Source organism: Streptosporangium sp. NPDC023963 (assembly GCF_040639135.1).
In the GTDB taxonomy this organism is placed as follows: domain Bacteria; phylum Actinomycetota; class Actinomycetes; order Streptosporangiales; family Streptosporangiaceae; genus Streptosporangium.
In genome coordinates, this window is record NZ_JBEZZK010000010.1 from 289593 (window position 1) to 307595 (window position 18003).

Annotated in this window: 20 protein-coding genes; 12 read left to right on the forward strand and 8 right to left on the reverse strand. The window is 71.2% G+C overall.

Translation table 11 applies throughout. The features are described from left to right. Positions 1–43: 43 nt before the first annotated feature. Positions 44–877: an alpha/beta hydrolase gene (locus AB0F88_RS28200; RefSeq protein ID WP_362690329.1), complete on the forward strand. Its 834-nt coding sequence runs from the start codon at positions 44–46 to the stop codon at positions 875–877. Here AB0F88_RS28200 and AB0F88_RS28205 read toward each other — a convergent pair. Beyond that, positions 860–1051, reverse strand: a complete 192-nt coding sequence (locus tag AB0F88_RS28205; RefSeq protein ID WP_362690332.1) for a hypothetical protein — start codon at positions 1049–1051, stop codon at positions 860–862. The genes AB0F88_RS28200 and AB0F88_RS28205 overlap by 18 nt on opposite strands. On the opposite strand from AB0F88_RS28205, the gene AB0F88_RS28210 reads away from it, so the two are divergent. Continuing rightward, complete coding sequence (locus tag AB0F88_RS28210) at positions 1032–1454, forward strand: hypothetical protein (RefSeq protein ID WP_362690335.1); 423 nt, start codon at positions 1032–1034, stop codon at positions 1452–1454. The genes AB0F88_RS28205 and AB0F88_RS28210 overlap by 20 nt on opposite strands. Positions 1455–1501: 47 nt before the next feature. Here AB0F88_RS28210 and AB0F88_RS28215 read toward each other — a convergent pair whose 3' ends face one another. Beyond that, a complete protein-coding gene (locus AB0F88_RS28215) occupies positions 1502–2446 on the reverse strand; it encodes an SDR family NAD(P)-dependent oxidoreductase (RefSeq protein ID WP_362690338.1) in 945 nt (314 codons plus the stop codon). Positions 2447–2628: 182 nt separating this feature from the next. Between AB0F88_RS28215 and AB0F88_RS28220 the strand changes: the two genes are divergently transcribed. After that, entirely contained in the window at positions 2629–3210 is a 582-nt protein-coding gene (locus AB0F88_RS28220; RefSeq protein ID WP_362690341.1) for a TetR/AcrR family transcriptional regulator, read from the forward strand. Positions 3211–3321: 111 nt separating this feature from the next. Here the strand turns inward: AB0F88_RS28220 and AB0F88_RS28225 are convergent, their stop codons facing one another. Both AB0F88_RS28225 and AB0F88_RS28230 read right to left on the reverse strand, forming a co-directional pair. Further along, positions 3322–5883, reverse strand: coding sequence for a discoidin domain-containing protein (locus AB0F88_RS28225; RefSeq protein ID WP_362690344.1), 2562 nt, complete (start codon positions 5881–5883; stop codon positions 3322–3324). A gap of 244 nt (positions 5884–6127) precedes the next feature. Next, entirely contained in the window at positions 6128–6691 is a 564-nt protein-coding gene (locus tag AB0F88_RS28230) for a helix-turn-helix domain-containing protein (RefSeq protein ID WP_362690347.1), read from the reverse strand. A gap of 78 nt (positions 6692–6769) precedes the next feature. Here AB0F88_RS28230 and AB0F88_RS28235 point away from each other — a divergent pair, with 78 nt between their 5' ends. After that, positions 6770–8314, forward strand: a complete 1545-nt coding sequence (locus AB0F88_RS28235; RefSeq protein ID WP_362690349.1) for a prolyl oligopeptidase family serine peptidase — start codon at positions 6770–6772, stop codon at positions 8312–8314. A 283-nt stretch (positions 8315–8597) separates the two neighbouring features. Next, entirely contained in the window at positions 8598–9587 is a 990-nt protein-coding gene (locus tag AB0F88_RS28240; protein WP_362690352.1) for a hypothetical protein, read from the forward strand. A 231-nt stretch (positions 9588–9818) separates the two neighbouring features. Here AB0F88_RS28240 and AB0F88_RS28245 read toward each other — a convergent pair whose 3' ends face one another. Further along, positions 9819–10136: a hypothetical protein gene (locus AB0F88_RS28245; protein WP_362690354.1), complete on the reverse strand. Its 318-nt coding sequence runs from the start codon at positions 10134–10136 to the stop codon at positions 9819–9821. A gap of 228 nt (positions 10137–10364) precedes the next feature. Here AB0F88_RS28245 and AB0F88_RS28250 point away from each other — a divergent pair, with 228 nt between their 5' ends. The 3 genes from AB0F88_RS28250 to AB0F88_RS28260 all read left to right on the forward strand — a co-directional run bounded on the left by AB0F88_RS28250 (position 10365) and on the right by AB0F88_RS28260 (position 12240). Beyond that, positions 10365–10841 (forward strand): anti-sigma factor antagonist, encoded by a 477-nt coding sequence (locus AB0F88_RS28250; protein ID WP_362690357.1) that lies wholly within the window; start codon positions 10365–10367, stop codon positions 10839–10841. A gap of 198 nt (positions 10842–11039) precedes the next feature. Then, positions 11040–11693 carry an NUDIX domain-containing protein gene (locus AB0F88_RS28255; protein WP_362690360.1) on the forward strand — a complete coding sequence of 218 codons (654 nt, stop codon included), beginning with the start codon at positions 11040–11042 and terminating at the stop codon, positions 11691–11693. 55 nt (positions 11694–11748) lie between these two features. Next, on the forward strand, positions 11749–12240 hold the full coding sequence (locus AB0F88_RS28260) for a GNAT family protein (protein ID WP_362690363.1): 492 nt from the start codon (positions 11749–11751) through the stop codon (positions 12238–12240). A gap of 132 nt (positions 12241–12372) precedes the next feature. Here AB0F88_RS28260 and AB0F88_RS28265 read toward each other — a convergent pair whose 3' ends face one another. Next, positions 12373–12813, reverse strand: coding sequence for a DUF742 domain-containing protein (locus AB0F88_RS28265; protein WP_362690365.1), 441 nt, complete (start codon positions 12811–12813; stop codon positions 12373–12375). Next, the gene (locus AB0F88_RS28270; RefSeq protein WP_362690368.1) at positions 12810–14825 is read right to left on the reverse strand and encodes an ATP-binding protein; all 2016 of its coding nucleotides are present in this window, start codon (positions 14823–14825) and stop codon (positions 12810–12812) included. The genes AB0F88_RS28265 and AB0F88_RS28270 overlap by 4 nt, the downstream gene beginning before the upstream one ends. A gap of 241 nt (positions 14826–15066) precedes the next feature. On the opposite strand from AB0F88_RS28270, the gene AB0F88_RS28275 reads away from it, so the two are divergent. Next, the gene (locus AB0F88_RS28275; protein WP_362690371.1) at positions 15067–15408 is read left to right on the forward strand and encodes an SWIM zinc finger family protein; all 342 of its coding nucleotides are present in this window, start codon (positions 15067–15069) and stop codon (positions 15406–15408) included. Here AB0F88_RS28275 and AB0F88_RS28280 read toward each other — a convergent pair. Beyond that, on the reverse strand, positions 15318–15686 hold the full coding sequence (locus AB0F88_RS28280) for a barstar family protein (RefSeq protein ID WP_362690374.1): 369 nt from the start codon (positions 15684–15686) through the stop codon (positions 15318–15320). The genes AB0F88_RS28275 and AB0F88_RS28280 overlap by 91 nt on opposite strands. A gap of 245 nt (positions 15687–15931) precedes the next feature. On the opposite strand from AB0F88_RS28280, the gene AB0F88_RS28285 reads away from it, so the two are divergent. From AB0F88_RS28285 to AB0F88_RS28295, 3 genes are read left to right on the forward strand one after another with little or no spacing between them, the layout of a single operon-like run. Continuing rightward, positions 15932–16885, forward strand: a complete 954-nt coding sequence (locus tag AB0F88_RS28285) for an EamA family transporter (protein ID WP_362690377.1) — start codon at positions 15932–15934, stop codon at positions 16883–16885. After that, positions 16882–17505, forward strand: coding sequence for a GntR family transcriptional regulator (locus AB0F88_RS28290; RefSeq protein WP_362690380.1), 624 nt, complete (start codon positions 16882–16884; stop codon positions 17503–17505). Before AB0F88_RS28285 ends, AB0F88_RS28290 begins: the two co-directional genes overlap by 4 nt. 58 nt (positions 17506–17563) lie before the next feature. After that, positions 17564–17914 carry a hypothetical protein gene (locus AB0F88_RS28295; protein WP_362690383.1) on the forward strand — a complete coding sequence of 117 codons (351 nt, stop codon included), beginning with the start codon at positions 17564–17566 and terminating at the stop codon, positions 17912–17914. Positions 17915–18003 lie beyond the last annotated feature (89 nt).

The following is an 18003-nucleotide window of genomic DNA, read 5'->3' on the forward strand; positions in this document are numbered from 1 at the left end:
TACGGTCGTCGTATCCCAGACGACGACCCTCGGGAGACCCGCCATGACCGGCCCCACCCGCGCCGAGCTGCACATCGACGGCCGCCGCCTGTCCTACCTCGACTTCGGCGGCACGGGCCGCCCCCTGCTCGCCCTGCACGGCCACCTGTCCGAAGGCGCGAGCTTCGCCGGCCTGGCCGCCGGGCTGGCTCCCGGCTGGAGGGTCATCGCCCCCGACCAGCGCGGCCACGGCGACTCCGAACGGGCGGCCGACTACTCCCGCCAGGGCTACCTCGACGACGTCCTCGCCCTGCTGGACCATCTCGGCATCGACCGGATCGCGATCCTGGGACATTCGCTGGGCGCCGTCAACGCCTACCAGTTCGCCGCCCGCCACCCCGGCCGGGTCGAGGCCCTCGTCAACGCCGAGGGGCCGGTCCGGCTCGACCCGCACGGTCCCAACCCGCTGGCCTTCGTCCTCGCGCTGCCCGACCAGGCCCCCACCCGTCAGGCGCTCGTCGAAGGGCTCGGCGAGATGGCCCCCTTCTTCGCGGGCACGTTGCGGGAGAACGCCGACGGCACCTGGCGGCTGCCCTTCCATCCCCAGGACATGGTCGACTCGGAGGACCTGGTTCACGGCGATCACTGGGACGACTGGCTGGCCTGCGCCTGTCCCGCCCTGCTGGTCCGAGGCACCCGGGGCGTCATCCCCGCCGACCAGGCCCGGGCCATGGTCGAGCGACGTCCCGGCACCCGCCTCGCCGAGCTGGACGCCGACCACTTCGTCCACGCCGGTGACCCCGCCGGATTCCTCGGGGTCGTCCGCGAGTTCCTCGCCTCGGTGGCCGGCCCGCCGGGGGTTCGTGGCGACGCGCCCGTGTCAGGGACCGTCGGGTGACGCCAGGCGGGCGGTCTGGGTCTTGAGGACCGCGATGGTGTTGGTGACGTAGTCGAGGATCGCGGCCAGTTCGCGCTCGTCGTACTTCGCCATGAAGGCCCCCATCTCGCGGCCGAGGTCGGCGAAGATGCCGCCGAGGTCGGGAGCGTTCCCGGTGACGGCGGAGACGAGCACGCGGCGACGGTCGCCGGGGTCGGGGGCGCGCCGGATCCTGCTGCTGTACGTGATCGTGAGGCTGGCGATCGTCGACGATCCCGAGCTCGGGCCGCTCGGCCGCGACGCCCGCCGGAGGCGGCTGAGGGCGTTCGCCGAGCGCGGGAAGTCCGGCCTCGTCGTCCAGTTCCTCGTCCTGGGAGCGGCCTTCTTCGTGCTGGACGTCCTGCCCGGCCTGGCCATCGAGAACTGGGTCGCGGAGGACCGGCGGGAGCTGGTGTCGTCGATCCTCGTCTCCGCCAAGAACCCGACGGTGATCGCCTTCACGCTCGTCTGGATGGTCGGGGTGGCCCGACAGATGATCCTTTCCGGCGGGCCGGGAGAGGCCGCCGCTTCTTCGGCGGGTCCCGGCGCCCGCGGTTGACGGCGGGCGGACGTCCGGCCCGTCACCCGTGGCGGTCGAGGCGAGGATCACCGGGCGAGCGTCTCGGCCGACACCTGCCAGAGACGGGCCGCCGCCTCGGGGTCGAGGGCGTACGCGGCGACCCCGTTGCGGGTGCCCGGCCGGTTCCGGCCCGCCTCGTTGCAGTCCTCGAAGTAGCGCCCGCCGACGCCTTCGAGCAGCGGCGACGTCGCGACCAGCACGGACGTGGCGGCACCCTGCTCGGGCGTCTTCCACGTGATGCCCGCGCCGCCGGCCGCGGCGACCGCCCGGTCGAGCTCCTCCTGGGAGACGTGCCGCTGCAGGTTGGTCCGGATGCCGCCGGGCATGAGCGCGTTGACGGTGATGCCGTCGCTCTCCCAGCGCCTCGTCGCCTCGACCCCGAACAGCACGTTGGCCGTCTTGGACTGCCCGTACGCCGACCACGGCTCGTAGGCGCGCTCCCTGAAGTGGATGTCCTCGAAGACGACCGGCGAGCGCAGGTGCGCGCTCGAGCTGACCGACACGACGCGGGCGCCGCCGGCCGCCGCGAGCGCCCGGTGCAGCCCGGTGGCGAGCGCGAAGTGGCCGAGGTGGTTGGTGGCGAACTGCAGCTCCCAGCCCTCCGGGGTGCGCGCCTCGGGCGACGCCATGACGCCGGCGTTGTTGACGAGGATGTGCAGCGGGCCGTCCCACGCGGCCGTGAACGCCGCCACGGACGCCTGGTCGGCGAGGTCCAGCGGTGCGACGAGGACCTGCTTGTTGCCGGTGGTCGCGACGATGTCGTTCGCGGTGCGCTCTCCGGCGCCGAGGTCGCGTACCGCCAGCGTCACCTCCGCGCCCGCCCCGGCGAGCGCCCGCGCCGTCTCGATGCCGATGCCGGACGCCCCGCCGGTCACGACGGCGCGGCGGCCGGTGAGGTCGATGCCCTCCACGACCTCGGCGGCGGTGGACGCGGCGGTGAACGGCGTGGTGATACGTGCGGTCTCAGTCATGATCGTGCCTGTCCTGTCGGCGATGTGCCCGGCTGTGCGAAGGGGGATCCGGCCGGTACGATGTGAAACGGAGGAGCCTCCACTACGAGTCACTGTAAGCGGAGTTTCCTCCGCTTAGCAAGTCACCCCCCGGCGTACAGCGCGCCGGCTACCCCGTCCGCAGGGACTGACGAGGAGAAACCGTGTCGGCCACCGGCCCCCGACCGTTGCGCGCCGACGCGCGGCGCAACCGCGAACGACTGCTGGAGGTCGCCGTGCGCGCGTTCTCCCACGACGGGCCGGACGTGACGCTCGACGCGATCGCGAAGGCCGCGGGCGTCGGCATCGGCACGCTCTACCGCCATTTCCCCACCCGCGAGGCGCTCATCGAGGAGGCGTACCGCAGCGAGCTGAACAGGCTGTGCGACGTCGTGCCGGACCTGCTGGAGGCGATGCCGCCGGACGAGGCGACGCGCACCTGGATGGATCGCTTCGTCGACTACATGACGACCAAGCGCGGCATGGCCGACGCGTTGCGCGTGGTCATCGCGTCCGGCGGGAATCCGTACGCGCAGAGTCGCGACCGGCTGGTCGAGGCGATCACGACGCTGCTCCGGGCGGGGGCCGCCGCCGGGACCGTGCGGCCGGACGTCGATCCGGTCGACGTGCTCGTGAGCATGGGGGGCGTGTCCCTCGCTGCGGGGGAGCCCGAGCAGCGCGACCAGGCCCGCCGCCTGCTCGACCTGCTGATGGACGGCCTGCGCTACCGCGCCGCCGCCCCCTGAAGACGGTGACGCCGTGGGCCTCCGCGGCGGCGGAGACCCACGGCGTGGGGTGGAACGCCTGATCAGCGAGGAGAGCGCTGTAACCACCGCTGATCAGGCGGGCTCAGGACCTCAGGGGTAGGAGACGAGCTTGGACGGGATCGTCGCGGTGCCGAAGGCGGGACCGCCCACACCGTTGATCACGTGGTTGATCCGGCCGTTGCCGCCGAGGGAGACGGTGAGCAGGCTGTGGAACTTCACGCCCGGCTTCACCGGCGCCTCGAAGCCGTTCTCCACCTCGATCGTCGGGTCGACGTTGAAGTAGACGTAGCTGCCGAGACCCCAGCCCTCGTGGGTGTTGACCGCGGGGCCGACCTTGTAGGCCGCCCATCCCTTGCTGGTGCCGTTCATGTAGGCCGCCTGGTTCGGCGGGTCGTACGCCTTCTCGTTCTGGAAGAAGATCGTCCGGCCGCGCTCGCCGTACCACTCGACGTCGTACTTGCGGTAGTGCTCGACGAACAGGCCGGTGGCCAGGACGTCGTCGCCGTTGACGATGAGGCCGGTCTCGGCGGTGTTGACGTTCCAGCCGATGCCCTCGCCGTGGTCACCGCGCCACAGCCAGGTGTGGTCGATGATCACGTCGTCGCTGTTGACGACGACGCTGGTGGTGGCGTTGCCGGCGAAGGCGCCGCCGATGCGGACGAAGACGTCCTGCAGGGTGGTCGGGTTGGCGGCGTGGTCCGCGCTCGACCCGGCCGGGCCGACCTCGATGAGCACGTCGGACTTCTGCGTGCCGGCGTCGACCAGGAAGCCGGCGAGCTTCACGCCGTCCACGTCGGCCACCTTGACCGCGGTGGAGCCGCCGCCGGGGATGATCGTCGCGAGACCGAGGCCGAGGACCACGGTGTTCGCGCGGGTCACGTTGATCGGCTGGCTCAGGTGGTAGATGCCGGGGGTGAGCAGCAGGTGCAGACCCTGGCCGAGCGCGGCGTTGATGGTCGCGGCCGAGTCGCCGGGCTTGGCGACGAAGAACTGGCCGAGCGGGAGCGAGGTGCCGGGGGTGGAACCGTTCGCCCAGCTCACGCCGCGCGCGTTGGTCCGCAGGGCCGGGACGAACACCCGGTAGGCGCCGCCGCCGTCCACGTAGAGGTACGGCTTCTCGCGGCTGATCGGGGTGTTCTCCAGCGTGGTGTAGGACTGGTCGAGGAAGTTGGTCGCGGGAGCGCCCTGCACCCCGGAGAAGACCATGTTCCACACACCGTTGACCCAGCCGCCGACGGAGCTGTCACGGGTGTACCACTGCTGCTGCGAGTACGGGCCGACGGCGCCGTCGATCTTGCTGTCGGCGATGTAGCCGCCGCTGGCCCAGCCGTAGCCGGTGGGGGCCAGGTTCAGCGCGCCCTTGATGTGCATGCGGCGGAACGGCGCGGCCTGGGAGACGGCCCACTGGTTGGTGCCGCCGGGCGGCTGGACCGACAGGTTCTCCGTCGAGCGCCAGAAGTTCTGGGTCGCGTTGCCGTTGAACCAGCCCGCGTCGACGGTCACGCCGTTGAGGGTGACGTCGTCGGGGTTCTGGCCCAGACCGATGATCGAGGTGTAGAAGCCGACCTTGGCGTTCACGTTGTAGGTGCCCGGCTTGAACAGGAAGGCGTGGCGCCCGGTGCCGAACTGGGCCGACTCCTGCTGGGTGAAGACCGCGTCGAGCTGGCTCTGGATGGTGGCGCTGGACATCGACGGGTCGAAGACGTGGACGTTCGGGCCCAGCGGCCCGCCGCCGGGGATCTCGGGACCGGGGTCGTCCGACGTGGTGTACACCGCGAACTCCCACAGTGAGTAGCCGTAACCGGTGCCCCGCGCGCTGCCCAGCATCCGGACGTACCTGGCGGAGCCGGTCACGTCATGCGACTGGACACCGCCGGTGGAGCCGGTGACGGTCTTCAGGTCGGTCCAGGTCGTGCCGTTGGTCGATCCCTGGAGCTTGAAGGCGCTCGCGTACGCGGCCTCCCACCTCAGGTCGATCTTGCAGAGGGTCTGCGCCGAGCCGAGGTCCACCTGGACCCACTGCGGGTCGGCGGCCAGGCTGGCCCAGCGGGTCCCGTTGTCGCCGTCGAAGGCGGCGCTCGCCGGAAGGCCGGCGCCTTGGATCGACGAGGCGCTGGAGGTCTTGTTCAGCGCGGCGTTGGTGGTACCGCACGCCTCGCCGGGGTTGGAGCCGCCGTCGGGGCCGAAGACCTGGAACTCCCAGAGGGAGTAGCCGTAGCCGGTGGCCCGGGTGACCCCCTGCATCCGGACGTACCGGCCGGTGCCGGTGACGTCCCAGGTGTCGATCCCGCCGTCACCGCCGGTGACGGTCTTCAGGTCCGTCCACGTGGTGCCGTTCGTCGAGAGCTGGACCTTGTATCCGCTGGCGTACGCGGCCTCCCAGTTCAGCACGACCTTGTTGACGCTGGTCGAGGCGCCGAGGTCCACCTGGAGCCATTGGGCGTCGGTGGCGGCACTGGACCAGCGGGTGCCGGCGTTGCCGTCGACCGCGGCACTCGCGGGGGTTCCGGCGTTCTCGGACGACGAGGCCGTCGCGGTCTTGCCCTGCGACAGCAACGTGTCGGCGAAGGCGGGGGTCGACGGTACTGCGAGCAGAGCTGCCGCGACTGCCGTGGCAGTCCATAAGGCGGCAGGACGGAACAGACCTCTCATGCATGTCTCCACTGCGGATCCGGGGGGTGGAAGGTCTAACTGCAGGTGAAGGGCGACTTACGGGGAACGGTAAATCAACGCCTTATTTCTACACTTAATTTAACTTGTCGGAAACATGGCGTCAATGGGTCGAAAGTCATGGATGGCCGTTTTGGGAGGGATCCGCAATCCCGCTGGCCACGGGCCCGCGCGCGGGCCGGGGACCGCTCCGGGCCCCTTTGCGGCAGGGCCCGGGCGGACGCCGTCAGCCCTCGTCGGCGGGCATGGCGAAGAGCCGGATGTGCATGGGGCGCGCCCCGGGGGACGCGTCCTCGGGCAGGGGGCTGTACTTCATCAGCAGCGCGACGTAGGCCTCGAAGAACTCCTTGAACTCGGCCTTGGTCATCCGGCCCAGGCCGCGCGATCCGGTGGCCCACTCGGGGTCGCGCAAGTAGGCCTCGGGGAACCGCTCGATCAGCTCGCGGTCCTCTTCCATGCCGACCCGGTGGAACTCGGCGAGCGCCGGACGGTCTTCGGGGGCGAGCTGCTCGGGCGTGGGAAGCCGCAGGTCGCGCGGGCCCCTGGCCTTGCGCCACCAGCGCTCCCTGCCGGTCGAGCGCTCCGGGACCTCCTCGATGAAGCCGTACTTCTCCAGCTGGCGCAGGTGGTAGCTCGTCGTGCCGGTCTTCGCGCCGAGCAGCTCGCCGAGCGTGGTGGAGGTCGCGGGGCCGTGCACGTTGAGATGGCGCAGCATGAGCCGCCGCATGGGGTGGGCGAGGGCCTTGAGCTTCCCGGGGTCGTCGAGCAGGAACGGCTCGTCATCCTTCATGAGGAGCAGCCTAGTCCTGCAGAACGATATCTGCAGACAAAGCTTTGCCGAGAACTCTCTGCAGAGTACGTTCGGCATATGAGAAGAATCCCCCCGGTCTCCCTGGGACTCCGGGCGGTGGTCGCCGCCACCGCCCTCTGCCTGCTCGCGGTTCCGGCGGCCGCCGCCACGCCCGCGGCTCCCGCTGTCACCCAGGCCCCTGTCACCCCGGCCCCTGCCGCTCCGGCCCCTGCGACTCCGGCCGCGGCTCTCACCGCCACGGCCCCGACGAGCGCCGCGCCCCCCGGCGTCCCGCCCGACCTCGCGGCGACGGAGGTGGGTTTCCGCGGTGGCGGGGGCCTCGCCATGCACGGCACGGTCGTCTCGCCCGCCGGCGCGGGATCCGCGCGGGCCGGCATGGTCCTGGTGCACGGCGCGGGCACCGGCACGCCCCGCGAGAAGCTGATGGGCGAGGCCGTCGCGTTCGCCCGTCAGGGGATGTCCGTGCTGATCTACGACAAGCGGTCGGTGGGCTACTCGCTCTTCGAACGGTCCTACTCGCTGCTCGCCGACGACGCGCTCGCCGCCCTGGCCGTGCTCCGCTCCCAGCCGGGCGTCGACCCGGCGAAGGTCGGCATGTGGGGGCTCAGCGAGGGCGGCTGGGTGGTCCCCATCGCGGCGGCGCGGTCGAGCGACATCGCCTTCGTCGTGCTCGTGGGCGCCAACGGGCTGCCGCCGCTGCGGCAGCAGACCTGGGCCGTGGCGGCCGGGCTGCGCAAGGCGGGGGTGTCGGGATCGCTGATCGACCGGGCCGAGTTCAACCTGTACCGGACGATCGCCGACGGCGGCATGTTCCCCGAGCCGTACTACGAACCCGAGCCGACGATCGCCGCGATGCGCCAGCCGGTGCTCGCCATCTGGGGCACCCACGACCTGCTGACCCCGCCCGAGGAGAGCCCGCCGATCTTCGCCAGGGCACTGGAGAAGGGGGGCAACAAGCACTACACGTTCCGCTTCTTCCCCGGTGCGGAGCATGCCGCCCACCGGAGTCCCGACGGCGGCGTCACCCGGTCGCCCGAACTCGCCCCGGGCTACGCGGACCTCGTCGGCTCCTGGGTCGGCGACGTCACGGCGGGCAGGCCGCCGGCGGCGGGAACGTCCGGGCCCGCTCCCGTGCAGGCCTCGCGGACCGTGCCGGTGGATCCTCCCGCCCCGTGGGAGTCGGCGCCGGTCCAGCTGGCGGTCCTGCTGCTGATCCTGGTCGCCTTCACCGCCTACCCGGTGATCGCGCTGGTGCGGCGCCTTCGCGGCCGGTCGCGGCCTCCGGTGACCGGGGCCGCGCGGCTGCTCAGCGCCGCGGGACTCGCGGCGGTGCTCGGATCGTTCTTCTACCTGTTCTACCTGGTGATGACCGGCGGCAAGCTGGCCGCTCCCGGGCCCGTGCTGGCGGGACGCCCGGTGCTCTGGCTGGTGCTGCAGGCCCTCGCGGTGGCCGCCGTGGCCGCGGCGGTCCTCACCGGGCTGGCCTGGCGTCGCGCCCGGGCCTCGGTGCCGCGGGAGGAGGGGGTACGGCTCGGCCTCCTGCTCGCCGGCGGGGCGATGTTCATCCCGTGGGCCCTCTACTGGGGGTTGTTGCTTCCTTGACGCAGGGCCCGGACGCAGGGCCGGACACAGGGCCCGGACACAGGGCCCGTCGCGGCGCCCGGCAGGTCACACCCGCGAAGGTGACCGTACGCCGGGCGCCGTTCGCGCGTTTCCGGCCGATGCCTTCCCGCGACGAAAGGCACCGGGTCCGCGCGCTGCCGGGACGGTCCCGGTTCGGCTGAAATCAACGGAGGGAAGTGATATAAGTGCTGATAAATTATTTATCTGCAGCAATTCTGGCATACAGGACATTTGTGGTGGTATGAGAGTTTTTATATTGTCCGTGGCGGCCGTTGGCACCCTGATCGCCGTCATCGGCTGGCTGGGGGCCATCGACGTCCGGGACACCTTCTCCGCCTCGGCCGTGAGCTCCGCCACGGGTCCCACCGCCAGTGCGGGCAGGGAGGCGATCAGAAGCTTCCTGGAGGCGGGCAAGGGGGTGAGCGGCGCTTCCGCGCTGGTGGACGGCGGGGTGAACGCCGCTCCCGCGACGCCGGCCAAGCAGGTGGTCAAGACCTCCGTGACGAGGGCCGGAGGCAAGTCCTACCTCAGGGTGCAGGTGACGAACGGATACGGAACCGCCAGGCGGTTCTCCGTGAAACAACGTGTCTGCGCGAAGAAGAAGTGCCGGACGGTGACGACCGGCCTGTCGGTGAGTGCCGGGCGGACGGCCTGGCACGAAACGTATCTCGGAACCGACACCTATAGGAAAAGCGGCAAATCCTCTGTTTCCGTGACGACGCCGCCGGCGCGGACGACTCCCGCCCCCCGGGTGACCGTCACCGTACGGCCCACCACCCCGGCCGTGACCACCACGATCACGGTGACCGAGACCGTGACCACCACCGTGACCGCGACCACGACGGCGACCGTGACGGCCACCGCGACGGCGACCGTCACCGCGACCGCCACCGCGACGGTCACCGCCACGCCCGCGCCGACAGTTACGCGGCTTCCCCCATCGCTTCCCCCGTCACTTCCTCCGTCGCTTCCCCCGCCGCCCCTCTCACCGCCACCCTCCGTGATGCCGACCGGCCCGCTCTGCGACGCGCCTCCCAACCCCTACGGGTTCACGTTCTGTCCCGCGGGGGAAAAGGTGTACCCGCCCGCGAACGGCGCCTGCCAGGTTTTCACCTGCATCGAGAACTTCCCCAACGGGAGGGGCTACCTGGTCATGTGCGTCGACAAGAAGGTGAGCATGTCGGGCGGGCTCCAGGGTGTCTGCTCCTCCCACGGCGGGTGGCTGCGGGACGTGAACCGGAACACCGCGTAGCCGGGGCGGCCGATCCCCGCGGCCCCGGCGCCGATGGCCCGCGCGGCGCTTCGCCCCGCCGTGTCCTCCCGCGAGTCTCGCGTACGTTCCCGCGAGCCTCCCGTACGTTCCCGCGAACGGCTCCCCGCGACTGTTCCCACACCGGCGGGAGGCGCGGTCACCCTCACCGTGACCGCGCCTCCCACCGGTACGGGGGTACGCCCCGTACCCGTTTCTCGGGTGCTCGCCGGGTCAGTCGTGCTTGTTCCGTCTGGCGGGGGTTCGTTGATCCGCCTCGTCGGCCAGCTGATCCTCGACGATGGCGCACCAGCGGTGCCACCGCGCCAGATCCAGATGCTCGTCCACATCGCCCACACCCGCCTCGGCCATGAGCTGGTGGCTGCTCGCCGCCGCCTCGTGGGCGTTGACCAGCGCGTGGTGGCCGTGGTTGGCGAGTGATTCGCTGACCGCCAGGTTCACGGCTATCTCTCCCATTGTCTTGGGCCGGCCCGAAAGTTCGTCGCCGAACCCCTTCACGGTGAAGTCGCGGCTCTCCGAATCGTCGCTCATAGCTGCTGAGTGCCCCGCAGGTTCTAGATCTATCTGTGACCTCCGATCCGATGTGGACGATTTCCCGACGTGGGAGCCTTCCCAGCGGGGAGCCGCGAGCCGGATCAAGGGCGGTTCCCATGTCCAGGGCGCGATTCGCTTACGGGCGTGTTGCGGTTGGCCGGAGAGCGTCTTCTCACCAAGATCTTTAAAATAGCCTCGGTGCAACCGGCGTAAGGATTGTGGAGGATGACGACGCGGCTTGATCTCTCGGTCCGCAGGCACGAAGGCGCCTCTGTGATCGCGCTCGCCGGTGAGTTGGACAGGCTGTCCAGCCCTCGGCTGCGTGACGTCATGGTCGCGCAGCTGGACGACGGGGCGTGCCACCTCGTCCTCGACGTCGCCTGCCTGAGATTCTGCGATTCCACCGGCCTGTGGACCATGCTGGAACTCCAGCGGCGCGCGAACGCGGCGGGGGGTTGCCTGCGGCTGGCCGGTGTCCACGGGGTCCTGGAACGGATCCTGACGATCACCGGCCTCGCGGGCGCGTTCTCCCTCGACCCCGATGTCCCCGCGTCGCTGCGGGCCGTGTCCTCCTCCGCTCCGGACGCGAAGCCTCCGGCGGCGTCTCCGTCCGCTCCGGACGCGAGGCCCGCCCCGGACGCGAGGCCCGCCCCGGACACGAAGCCCACCTTGGACATGAAGCCTCCCGCCGGCCCGGGGTGAGGCGAGGCCCCCCTTTCCACCCGCCGCCGCACCTCCCGTACGCGCGACGGTTCGCGGGCCTTCCCACCCACTGGTGCAGACTTGTCCCTCGGGTGACCGCCGCCTCCCGGGGCGGTGGCCCGGCCGCGCGGGCCGTATCGGCGCGCGGCGTGGTGTCGAGAGAAGGGCGGGGAGCCGGTGTCGGGTGAGGTGCCCGGGGTGGATGTCCCGGATGGGCGGGGTCGTACGGGACTGGACAGGGAAGGGCTGGATCTGACCGGCAACCCCCGGGTCCGGGTGCGGGAGGTGCGGCTGCTCTCGTCCAGCTGGTACGTGCTGCGCAAAACGACGTTCGACTACCGGCGCAGGGACGGCGGCTGGAGCACCGAGCAGCGGGAGACCTACGACCGCGGCAACGGCGCGACGGTGCTCCTCTACGACACCGAGCGGGCGACCGTGCTGCTGACCAGGCAGTTCCGCTACCCGGTCTACGTGAACGGCCACCCCGACGGGCTCCTGCTGGAGACGGCGGCGGGTCTGCTCGACGACGACGACCCGGAGACCGCGATCCGCAGGGAGGCCGCGGAGGAGACCGGTTACGACATCGGGGAGGTCGAGCACGTCTTCGACGTCTACATGAGCCCCGGCTCGGTGACCGAGCGCGTCCACTTCTTCGCCGCCCCGTACAGCGCGGACCGGCGGACCTCCGACGGCGGAGGGCTGGCCGACGACGGCGAGGACATCGAGGTGGTGGAACTGCCCTTCGCGAAGGCCCTGGACATGATCGCCTCGGGTGAGATCGCCGACGCGAAGACCATCATGCTGCTGCAGTGGGCGGCGCTGTCCGGTCCGTTCTCCGGCCGGGGAAGGTGAGCGGTCCGGTGTCGGCGCACTTCACGGGCCGGTCACCGGGCGTTACCCTGCACGGATGACGGAAGTGGAGTTGCGCGGATGGCGGCCCGACGACATGTCGGTCGTGCTCGACGCGTTCAGCTCCCCGGACATGGCGGAGCAGGCGGCCCGGCCCATCGACACCGCCCAGGCGGCGCTGGAGTGGATGGGGGTCTGGGGGTTCCGCGACGACGCGCGGGCGTTCGCCGTGGTGTCCAACGGCGAGGTCGTGGGCAACGTCGCGGTGAGCAACATCGACGCGCACGGCACCGGCTGGGTCTCCTACTGGACGCTCCCGCGCGCCAGGGGACGGGGCGTGGCCGTGGCCGCCGTCAGGGTGATGGCCGAGTGGGCGTTCGGGGAACGAGGGCTGTTCCGCCTGGAGCTGGGGCATCGGGTCGGCAACGAGGCCTCCTGCGCGGTGGCCACCAGGGCCGGATTCCTGTTCGAGGGAATCGAGCGGGCCAAGCTGAGCCACGAGGGCGTCCGCTACGACGTGGAGCGGCACGCCCGCCTGGCCACCGACTGAGTCCGGACCTCGAGGCCGAGCGAGCAGGGCGGTGATCCGGCGGCACCCGGGGCGCGTCGGCGGTCTTCCGGCTGCCGGCAACGGTCTTTCGACTGCCGGCAAGACGACGGCGCACCGGTGAGCGGTGCGGGATCAGAGGGTTCGAAGACCGGCGAGCAGGTCGCGGAGCAGGCTCTCGCGGGGAACCGCCGACGGGGGCGCGGGGGGCCGTACGGTGATCAGGCCGCTGTCGCGCAGGTCGCCGAGGAGCACCCGGAGCACCCCGACGGCCAGGCCGGTCCGCGCGGCCAGCTCGACGACCGGGATCGGCGCGCGGCAGGCGTCCAGGATCGACAGGTGCTCGGGCTGCAGCTCCCGGTGGGGGGTCCTGGCCGCCGCCACCACGGCCATCAGGTCGAAATGGTCTCCCGCGGGCCTGGTCCGGCCGCGGGTCACCGTGTAGGGGCGGACGATCGGACCGGCCTCCTGATCGAACTGGTCGAGCTGATCGAGCTGGTCGAGCTGGTCGGACCGGTCGAGCTGGTCGGACCGGTCGAGCTGGTCGGACCGGTCGAGTGAACGCTCCGCTGTCAAGGTCCATCCTCCTGCCCGGCGCGCCGCCGTCCGTCGCGGAGCGTCCCGGACACGCCGCTCGGGACGGCGCCCTCGCCCGTCCCGCCCTCGCGGGTCTCCCGGGTACCCGCGCCCGGGACTCCGGCGGCGGTCCGCTCGGCGGGTACGGTCTGGCGCACCCGTTTGGGCAGGCCGCCGTCCTGGGGCAGCCGTTCGACCTCGACCGAGTAGGTGAACCGGGGATCGACCGGTTCGACCACCAGTTCGCTCGGGAGCATCACGATCGCCGTGGTGCCGCCGAAGGGGGAGGGTCGCAGGGAGACGCGGATGCCGTGCCGGACGGCGAGCTGCGCGACGACGAACAGGCCGAGCCGTTCGCTGTCGGCCAGGTCGAACTCCGGCGGGTCGGCCAGCAGCGCGTTGAGCCGTGCCGTCTCCTCGGCGGAGATGCCGAGCCCCCTGTCCTCGACCTCGATGGCGTAGCCCTTGGCGACCAGGTCGCCGTGGACGCGTACGGAGGTGTGCGGGGGAGAGAACATGGCGGCGTTCTCGACCAGTTCGGCGACCAGGTGGATCACATCGGTGGCGACCGCGCCGATCACGGACGGGCCGTGCGGGACGCCGATCGTCACGCGCGGGTAGTCCTCGACCTCCTCGACCGCGGCGCGGACCACGTCGTAGATCGTGACCGGGTTCCGCCACCCGCGGCCGGGAGCGGCGCCGGACAGGATGATCAGGCCCTCGGAGTGCCGGCGCATCCGGGTGGTCAGGTGGTCCAGGCCGAAGAGGTCCTCAAGGGTCGCCGGGTCGCCGGCCCGCCGCTGCATGGCCTCCAGCATGGACAGCTGCCGGTACAGCAGGGACTGGCTGCGCCTGGCCAGGTTCACGAAGACCTTGTTGACGCCCTTGCGCATCTGGGCCTGGCCGACGGCCGCCTCGACCGCGGTCCGCTGCACGGAGGAGAGCGCCTCGGCGACCCCGGTGACCTCGACGGTGCTGCCGACCTTGATCTCGGGGGCCTCGGAGCAGACGTCCTCGCCCCGGCGGAGCCGCCGGACCACGTCCGGCAGCCGCCTGCCGGCGAGGTCGAGGGCCGCCTGCTGGAGGCCGACGAGCTCGCCGGCGAGCCTGCGGCCGAACCGTACCGAGACGAAGACGGACAGCCCGATCGCGATCAGGCCGAGCCCCGCGGCCAGGCCGATCCGGACCATGATGTCGCCGGCGAGGGACACGGACCGCTCGCTGATGCGCCTGCTGACGTCCCCGGCGCGCTTGTCGAAGTCGTCGGAGAGCCGCGTGGCGACCCCGGCCCAGGAGGGCTCGGGTACGGCCGAGGAGGAGACGGCGTCCTCGATCCTCTCGAACGAGGAGTAGCCGGAGGAGTCGCGCAGGGGGGTGTAGAGGGCCTGGAACTCGGCGTCGAGCTGGTCGAAGCCCAGGGAGTAGAGGAGCCTGCGGCCGGTGACCAGCTGGCCGAACCTCGCGCGCTCCGCGGGGCTCATCGCCCCCTCGACGACGGCTCCGGAGATCAGCGCGGCCTGCTGGCTGAGCATCTCGCGGCTCCGCCCGACCATGACGACGGCTCGCGTCTGATCGCTCAGCTCGACGTCGGCGGATATCCGGATCTTCTCGTAGGCGTCGAAGGCGGCCGCGATGATCCCGCTGTAGGCGTCGAGGGTCCGCAGCCGGGTCTCGGTACGGGTGTCGACCCCGCTGCGGATCTCGGTGAGCCGGTCCAGCGAGGCGAGGAGCCGGCTCAGGCGCCCCCAGGTGGCGGGGGCGATGTCGGGGCGGGCCGCGGTGGCCAGTCGTTCCAGCTCGGCCCGGGCGCCGTTCGTCCGCAGGCGCTGGGCGTCCAGCTCCCTCCGCGAGACGCCGACGTCTCCCAGGACGGACAGCGACAGCATCCGCTCGTGCTGGAGCGCGGTGGTCACCTTCCTGGCGGGCACGACCACCTGCTCGTAGCCGCCCCGGATTTTGAGCAGCTCCTTCCCATCTTGGACCGTGATGTTGGCCGCAAATACCCAAATCACTACAAGGGATATAATGGGTACCAGGAGTAAGGTAAAAATCTTTACCCTGATTGAGTATTTTCGGCTGGCCATAATACCTCGCACACCTTGAGATGCGTGGTTAACAATGGCCAAACATAGCAATGTGGGTCACGTGGGACCAGACGTGCACGTGAGTCACATCGAGACTATTTATCGCGATGTGTCGGTTCGGAACCGTCGGCTCCTCGCGTGCGTCTCTTAGATAGAAGGGGGGTCGACGATGCAGAAGATCGCGGACCTGATCGGAACCGAGGCCGAGCGCGCCGACCAGGCGGCGCTGGCCCGTGGTGGCGAGCTGGCGAGGGCGGGAGCGGTGCAGCTGGTCCGGTTCGGCCCGCCACGGGTGACCGCCGAGGTCGACGACGGCGCCGCGTGTGTCGAGTTCCGGCTCGTCGACGGGACCCTCCACTGGCACTGCAGCTGTCCCGAGGGCAGGAACGGCGTCTTCTGCGCCCACTGCGTGGCGACGGCTCAGTCGGTCAGGATCAGGACGGACAGGAAGGACCCTCCTGCCGCGCCGTCGGCGACCGCCTCGGCGAGAACGGTCCGGATCGCGTCGTAGGCCGGCCGGTCCCCGGTCCGGAGCGTCGACGGCTCCGACCAGATCAGCAGATGCTCGCCCGGCGGCAACCACGACAGGTCGGTCAGCACGTCGTAGAGCGCGTCGAGGTTGTGCCCGAAACGGTCGGGCAGGTCGAGGGCCTCGGCGATCGCGTCCATCGCCTCGGCGGAAGTGGTGATCTTCACGCCGTCCAGCGGGTGCGGCGTGGCGGATCCGATCATGGACTCGACCTCGCCGGCCGCCCCCTCGCGGAACGTTCCCCTGGAGACCGTGGTCATCCTCGCCTCCGGTCGCCGGCGGCGGGCACGCCGCGGGCGCCCGTGCGGTCGTTCTCGCGGGCGACACCCTGGATCACCATCGGCCGTGCCCCCTGAACTGCTGGTTCGCGCTGCCTCTCGGACATCTCACCTCGCCGAACTACCCGCGTGCAAACCCGCGAAAACGGGATGTCCGGCATGTCTTCGTCACCCTCTCCCGGCCGGACACGCCTTCTAGCATTGTCTAGTTGTCATACAATCGGTCCATGAAAATCGCCGTGATCGGAGCCGCCGTGCTCTGGGGGACCGCGGGAACCGCGGGCCTGCTCGTCAACGGGGTCGATCCCGTCTCCCTCGCCTCCGCCCGCCTGGTGATCGGCGGCCTGGTCCTCGCGGTCGTCACCGCTCCCTCGACGCGGCTCCTGCTCCTGCCCGCAGGCTCCCCTGAGGGCTCTCTCGCCGGCTTTCCCGGAGGGCGGGAGGGCGGGCGCGGGCGCGGCCCCGGGACGCGCCCGGGCCCGCTCGCGGCGGCGGCGATGGCCGTGGCCGCGTACCAGCTGTGCTACTTCGCCGCGGTCGGCAGGACCGGGGTGGCCGTCGGCACCGTGGTCGCCATCGGCAGCGGTCCCGTCTTCACCGGGCTGCTGTCCTGGCTGCTCGACCGGGCGTGGCCCGGCCGCCGCTGGGCGGGGGCGACCGCGGTGGCGATCGCCGGCTGTGCCGTGCTCACCGGAGGGGGAGGCGAGGTGCGGGCCGACGGTGTCCTGCTCGCGCTGCTCGGCGGCCTGCTGTACGCGTTCTACGCGGTCACCGCCGCGCGGGCGATCGGCGCGGGAGCGCCATCCGACGCGGTGATGGGGCTGATGTTCGGCGGGGCCGCCGTCGTCATGGTGCCCGTCCTGCTGTGGACGGGCACCGGCTGGCTGGCCGAGCCGCGCGGCCTGCTCACCGCCCTCTACCTGGGCTGCGCCACCACCGCGCTGGCCTACTTCCTGTACGGCAGGGGGCTGCGCACGACCCCGGTCGCGACCGCCGCCACCCTCGCGCTGGCCGAGCCCGCGGTGGCGGCCCTGCTCGGCGTCGTCGTGCTCGGCGAGCGGCTCACGCCCGCCTCGGTCGCCGGGCTCGTCCTGCTCGGCGTCAGCCTGGTCGCGGTCTCCCTGCCCGAGCGCGTCCGTCGGGGAAGCCGGGACCGGGGGGCAATAGGGTCGTCGGCGTGACCCTGCCGCTCCATCCCGTCTCCGCCGTCGGCGCGCTCGCCGACGCCCTGCGCCGGCGGGTGCTGTCCGGCGAGATCCCGCCGGGCACCACGCTGCCGGAGCAGGAGCTCTCGGCCCTGTACGGGGTGGCCCGCCCGACCGTCCGCGAGGCGCTCGCCGTGCTCGTGCACGAGGGGCTGCTCAGGCGCGAGCGGCATCGCAGCGCCCAGGTGGCCGAGGTGACCGTGGACGACCTGGACGACCTGATGTTCGTCCGGCGCCCGCTGGAGGAGCTGACGGCCACCTCGCTGGCGGGGCGGCGGGTCGAAGAGGCCGACGCGGCGCTGGCGCGGATGGCCGCGCTGCCCGCCGACGCCCCCTGGTCGGAGACGGTGGCCGAGCACATGGCCCTGCACCAGGCGCTGGTCGTCGCGGTGGGCAGCCCCCGCCTGGAGCGGCTCTACGGCATGCTGGCCGCCGAGACCAGGCTCGGCCTGGTCAGGCTGCGCGCGGTCTACTCCGACCGGCACGTGCTCGTCGCCGAGCACCGGGACCTGCTCGACGCGATCGGCCGGGGTCCCGAGGAGGCCGCCAGGGAGGCGGTCGCCGCGCACCTCGATCACAGCTGGGGTGATCATTAGGCACCGACTTGCATGGCTCTATTGCACGCGGAGCCCTGAAGTCGTCACAATCGCGGCCATGCACGGCAACTCAGTGCCGGACTCCTACGTATATGTCACCGAAGAAGGCGTGACCCGTCACTACGCGGACGGCAGCGTTGACGCCCTCGCGTGGGAGGACGTCGTCGAGGTGCGGGTAGTGGGCGACACGGACTCGGACATCCTGTACATCCTTCTCGACCGACAGGGCCAGGGGTGCGTGGTGCCCAACTCGGCGACCGACGCGACCTTCCTCGCCCGCCTCCGGTATCTCCCGGATTTCGACCTCGACCGGCTCGGTGCGGCGGTGGAGTCCGCGCGCGACGATTACGTCGTCGTGTGGCGGAGCCCGGAACCGCCTTCGGCCCTGCCGGATTTTGAATACGACTAATTTCCAATTATTTCCAAATACAGCGGCCAAACTTACACGTTTGAACCGTTCCGTCAAGATGCCATCTCTGCCGTAGTTCGGCCAATAGT